The following is a 5,678-nucleotide window of genomic DNA, read 5'->3' on the forward strand; positions in this document are numbered from 1 at the left end:
GGCCGCGGCCGGGGTGACCGTGCTGCTGCACCGTGGCGGTTCCCCGGACCAGGCGCGGGTGACGGACTCGACGGGGCGGGTGGTCGTCAAGGTGCCGGCGGGCTGGAGCCACGAGCTGCGGGACTCCGGCTGGGACCCGAGCGCGCTGGGGCTCGCCAAGGGACACGAACCGGGTCTGGTGGTCGCCGACGACCTGTCCCGGTGGCCCGATCTGGGAGCGGGCGTGGACGGCGTGTTCGTCGGGGTCAGCGAGCACGGCGATGTCAGCGCGAAGGTGAAGGCCCTCGCGCACTCCGGCTGCCGCTTCTCCGGCAGCCGGAGTTTCGCCGACGCCGACTGGCACGGTCTGGTGCGGGCCTGGAGCGGCTGCCCGGACGGCGGCTCGGTCACCGAGTCCGCGCTGAACCCGGCGGACGGCGCCGCACAGCCTCAGGTGTACGTACAGGTGCGCGAGCGGGGCGACAAGGACGCGACCGAGGACATACTCCGTTCGCTGAGCGTGACCTGACGGGCGCCTGCCTTCGGTCACGACGGGGAACAAATCCCTGCGTGTGCCGAACTTTTCCGGGGCTGCGCGCATCGGAGTGTGATGACGGCGCACTCGGTGCCGTAGGCACGCGGTCCATCGCGTGCCATGACCAACCAGGAGTGTTGAGCGCCATGGTGTACACCCCCCGGTCCGCGCGGCACGGGGCCCTGCTCGTGGGCACGGTCACCGTGCTGGGCCTCCTGTCCGCCTGTGGCAACAGCCACGACGTCCACAGCAACCCGCCGGTCACGGACTCGGGTACGGCCGCGCCGGCGACGGGCGGCACGACGAGCCCGACGTCCGCCGGCTCCGCCCCGGCCTCGGCACCCGCCGGCGCCTCCTCGTCCTCCACCCCGCAGACGTCCCCCTCCGCCGGCGGCGGTGGCGGCACGGTCCCGGCGAGCGCCCGCTGCCACACCTCGGAGCTGAGCGCCTCGGTGGGCCGTAACGACCCGGGCGCCGGCCAGGAGAAGTTCCCGGTCGTCCTCACCAACAAGTCCGGCCGTACCTGCACTCTGCGCGGCTTTCCGGGCGCGGCGTTCGTGAACGGCGCCGGAACCCAGCTCGGCCCCGACCCCAGGCGTGAGTCGGGCTCCGCGACGACGATCACCCTCAGGCCCGGGCAGAGTGCCTGGGCCGGGCTGACATACTCCAACCCCGGCATCAGCGGCGCCAAGACGGCCACCCCGGCCGCCCTGCTGGTCACGCCGCCCGACGAGCGGGACGCGCTCAGGGTCGCGTGGTCGGGCGGATCGGTGCCCGTGTCCGGGAACTCCTCGACCGTCTTCCTGTCGGTGCTCAGCCCCGGCACCGCTCCCTGACCTGCCGTTACACCCCGTCTGACCTACCACAAGACCCCCGAAAGACGCCCGAGAACCCCGCTGCCCCACGCCCCGGGCAGCGGGGTTCGTCATGACCGCGCCACAACTGTCACAGGACGGCAACAGCGCCCTCCGGCCCCGATCTTTCTTCCGCCTCCCGTCATCGAACCCGTCGACCCACACCGGCGAGCAGGCCCAGCAGGGGCCGTGACAGGAAATCGGGGAGCAAGATGAGCGGGATCTCACGCAGGCGAGTGCTGACGGCGGGCGCAGCCGCGGGCGCCCTGGGCACGCTGGCCGCGTGCTCCTCCGGCACCGGCCTCTCGGTCGACGGCCCGGCGGACGGCGACGGCACCGCCCAGGCCGAGGCGAAGCCGATCGGTGACGGCTCCACCGCCGACACCGGCGCCCAGCCGCACCAGCCGACGCCCGAGCGGCTGAAGCCGGGCCAGAAGCCCCCACAGTTCGTGGTGTTCTCCTGGGACGGCGCGGGCGAGATCAGCAACCAGCTGTTCTCCCGGTTCCGCAAGGTGGCCGCCGACCACGGCGCCAAGATGACGTTCTTCCTCAGCGGCATCTACGCCCTGCCCGAGTCCAAGAAGCACCTGTACCGCCCGCCGCAGCACCCGGTCGGCGCCTCGGCCATCGGCTACCTCGCCGACCGGCACATCCACGCCACCCTCCAGCAGATACGGGCGGCCTGGCTGGAGGGCCATGAGATAGGCACGCACTTCAACGGGCACTTCTGCGGCGCGGACGGCGTGCGCAACTGGTCCCCGGCCGAGTGGCGCAGCGAGATCGAGCAGGCCAAGAGCTTTGTCACGCAGTGGAAGACCAACACCGGCTTCACGGACCTCGACCCGCTCCCCTTCGACTACGACAAGGAGCTGATCGGCGGCCGCACGCCCTGCCTGGAGGGCCAGTCCAACCTGCTGCCCACGGCCGCGGCCCTCGGCTGGAAGTACGACGCCAGCTCCCCCGGCGGACTGCAGATCTGGCCGGGCAAGGTGCAGGGCGGGAAGATCTGGGACTTCCCGCTGCAGTCCATCCCGTTCCCGGGGCACAAGTTCCCGGTGCTGTCGATGGACTACAACATGATGTTCAACCAGTCCGGCGGCAACCCGAACGGCGACCGCGCCCAGTTCGACGTCTGGCGTTCCCAGGCCCGCGACGCCTATGTCGCCGGTTTCCAGCGGGCGTACACGACCAACCGCGCGCCGTTCTTCATCGGCAACCACTTCGAGCGCTGGAACGGCGGCATCTACATGGACGCCGTCGAGGAGGCGATCGGGAAGATGGCCGCGTACGGCGAGGACGTGCGCTTCGTGTCGTTCAAGCAGCTCGTGCACTGGCTGGAGGCACAGGACCCGGCGGTGCTGCGCAAGCTCCGCACCCTGATTCCCGGGCAGTCCCCGCTGGGCGGCTGGGCGGAGTTCCTGGGCACAGCGGGCAGCCGGTCGTCCTGACCGGTCCACGACGGTCTGCTGTCCGGCCGCAGGCTGGGCGGGCGACCTGGATGATTTGCTTGCGACGCTCGACGGGAGTTCGGCGGCCGATCTGCTGGTGCTGACGCGGGACGGCGACCGGTCACGGCCAGGGCCTGTCCGGCGGATCACGCGGATCACAGTGACGGCGCCTCATCACCGCAGGCGAGCGGGGGCGGGCCGGCCCCCGCGTCCGCGACAGGATCCGCCGGACAGGCCCTGGGTCGAAGAGCCTCGGCCCGGCGGCCCGGTTCGCCGTCGAGCACGCGCCGTGCCCGGTGCTGCCGGGGTGGCCGGAACCGGCCCCAGGGCCCGGCACGATTCCGCCACCACCGCCCACCACCCCGAGTCACCGGCGGTGGCGCCCGTCCCCGTACCCGCCGTAGCCCCCGCCGCCGTCACCGCAGTAGTACGGGTACGCGGAGCAGGGGTCGAACGTGGCGGACGGTGTGGGCGCCGGGGCGGAGGTGGTCGCCGTCGGGGCCGACGGGGCGGTGGTCCTGGAGGCCTTGGGGGTGGGCGTCGCCGCAGGGGTCGTCCGGTGTGGGGTGGGCGTCGGCGACGGGGTGCCGTCACCGTCCCAGTTGACGTTCTGCATCTGGAGGTCGGGCTTGGCGGTGTCGACGCCCCAGCGCTGGGCGGCGCCGGGGGCGCGGTCCTTGAGCACCAGGGCGCCGGAGCCGTCGGTGGCGGCCGGGGTGAGGGCCAGCTCCTGGTTCCAGCGGGGTATCAGGGTGCCCTGGAGGGTGAAGTCGTAGCGGATGTTCCGCGCGGCCTGCCCGGTGGCCGAGCAGGGGGCGAGGCGGACCGAGTAGCCGAGGTGGGAGTCCAGGCACAGGTCGGGCGCGGAGGAGTTGCGCAGCAGTCCGTCGGTCTCGTACGTCCACTGCTGGCTGGGTGTCGCGGAGCAGGCGGCGAGTTCGGTCTCGGCGCCCTCGACGGCCTTCTGCCCGACGACGCCGATGCACAGCCCGGAGGCGAGATTGTGCAGCCGGCCGTGCACGGCGCCCTGACCGGCCGCGCTCGCCCCGGCCCAGGACGCGCCGGGATTCTTGGTGTCCTTGCCCGGCGCCGGCGAGGACCCGCCGCCCCCGGCCGGGGCCGCGCCGTGGCCGGAACCGAGCACCGACCACAGCACCAGGGGTACGACGACCAGACCGCTCACGGTGACGACGGCCAGGGCGAGATGGCGCCGCCTGGCACGCCGGGCACGGGCGGCACGACGGGCCGAGCGGCCGCACACGACGGTTTCCCCACCGCCGGCCGACGCTTCGGCTACGGCGGGCCCGGCGGCGTGGGAGGAGCCGCGCCGGCGTGGCGTCCCAGTGGCCGGGAAGGCCTCGTCGGGCAGGGGCGCGGCGACCGGGGGTGGTGGAGCCGGTTCGGTCGGCTGCTCGGCGCGGGTGGCCCGGGACTCCGCATAGGCTTGGGCGGCCCAGCCCAGGACCGCCTCGGCGAGGGCGAGCCCAAGTCCCTTGTTGAACGCGGTGAGTTGGTCTGCGGTGCGGCTGCAGTGGCCGCAACCGTCCAGATGCCGGCGCAGGTCCGGGTCGATGTCGACGCCGCCGCGCCGGAACGTCACGTCGAGCATGCGCAGATAGCGCCGGCACTCGGTGTCGGGGGCGAGTTCACGGTGGACCTGGAGGCACTCCTCGCGCAGCCGCTCCCGGCCCCTGCGCAGTTCGACGCGGGCGTCCTCCTCGTCCAGGCCGAGCAGGGCGGCGGGTACGGCGAGCGGTTCCGCCTCGACTTCCGTGTGCCACAGCACGGCACGGCTGGTCGGGGGCACCCGCTGGAACGCCCGGGACAGCTGACGCCGGCCGGGTGGCGGCAGCAGCCGGGCGGCGGCCCGCTCGCCGGCGGCGCCGGACCGCAGCTCCGGGTGGAGGAGTTCGCGGCGGCCGTCGGTGTCCCACTCGGCGGCGATCCGGCGGACGGCGACCAGCACCTCGGGCCGCCAGGCGGCGGTCGGGCCGTTCTGCCGTAGAGACTCACCGAAGAGCCGGGTGAACGCGGCGGTGGTGAGCATGCCGGCGGCACGGGTCCCGTCCGTGCACAACCGGGCGTAGGCGAAGGCCGCTTCCCAGTGCCGGTCGAGGAGTTCACCGACGGGATGGAGCGCCGGTGTCCCTCCCGTCCACTTCTTCAGCTCGGCACTCAGTCGTTCGTCCGACGGGCCTGCCTCGTTCACGACTGCATTCCTCCAGACGTGATAACGGAATTAGTCCATACCAAGCAGTATGGGAAGGTGGTGAGGCTGCTCGGACGTCCACCTGAGGCGGCTCTTTTGAAGCGTGGGGGGTGTACGGGGAGCGGCCTGGCGCATACGTCGGGAAATGCGATGTGCCAGCGCGCCGACAGCGCACACCTTTGCACAGCCGCACACGCCCGAACAAGGGATCTTTCGATTATCGACAGTGTGTGCGGCGGTTCTTTATTGACTCGGATTCAGGTGAATCCTTTTCTTCCCCTTATCGCCGTTCGCCCGCCCGGTAGGCGCCGGGCGGCACTCCGTAGCGTTCCCGGAAGATCCGGCTGAAGTGGAAGGGGCTGGTGAATCCGGAGGCAGCGGCCACCCGTTCCACCGTCAGGCCGGTGGCCTCCAGCAGCCGGGCCGCGTGCCGCAGCCGGGCCTCGCGCAGGGCGCGCATCGGGGACCGGCCGGTGCACAGGGTGAACAGGTGCGCGAACCGCGACGGGGACAGCGCGACGCTCTCGGCGAGCGAGCGGACCGAGTGCGGGGCGCCGGGGTCGGCGGTGATCAGCTCCTCGGCGCGGCGCACCCGGGCGTCGGCGTCCGGCGCGGGCGGCCGCGTCCGGTCCGGCGCGGAGTGCGGGGTGGTC

General features: G+C 72.7%; 4 protein-coding genes and 1 pseudogene. 3 read left to right on the forward strand and 2 right to left on the reverse strand.

The genetic code is table 11. The annotated features are described in order from the left end of the window. From M878_RS54350 to M878_RS54360, 3 genes and pseudogenes are all read left to right on the forward strand, one after another. Positions 1 to 508: pseudogene (locus M878_RS54350) on the forward strand (serine/threonine protein kinase); the annotation flags it as partial. A gap of 152 nt (positions 509 to 660) precedes the next feature. Then, positions 661 to 1,350, forward strand: coding sequence for a DUF4232 domain-containing protein (locus M878_RS54355; protein WP_023544889.1), 690 nt, complete (start codon positions 661 to 663; stop codon positions 1,348 to 1,350). A 230-nt stretch (positions 1,351 to 1,580) separates the two neighbouring features. Continuing rightward, entirely contained in the window at positions 1,581 to 2,816 is a 1,236-nt protein-coding gene (locus tag M878_RS54360; RefSeq protein WP_031224056.1) for a polysaccharide deacetylase family protein, read from the forward strand. A gap of 367 nt (positions 2,817 to 3,183) precedes the next feature. Here M878_RS54360 and M878_RS54365 read toward each other — a convergent pair whose 3' ends face one another. Together M878_RS54365 and M878_RS54370 are read right to left on the reverse strand one after the other, a co-directional pair. Then, a complete protein-coding gene (locus M878_RS54365; protein WP_023544891.1) occupies positions 3,184 to 5,025 on the reverse strand; it encodes an RICIN domain-containing protein in 1,842 nt (613 codons plus the stop codon). A gap of 280 nt (positions 5,026 to 5,305) precedes the next feature. After that, on the reverse strand, positions 5,306 to 5,678 hold a 373-nt coding region (locus M878_RS54370; RefSeq protein ID WP_023544892.1), incomplete at its 5' end, for a helix-turn-helix domain-containing protein.

The sequence above is a fragment of the Streptomyces roseochromogenus subsp. oscitans DS 12.976 genome, assembly GCF_000497445.1.
Classification (GTDB): Bacteria; Actinomycetota; Actinomycetes; order Streptomycetales; family Streptomycetaceae; genus Streptomyces; species Streptomyces oscitans.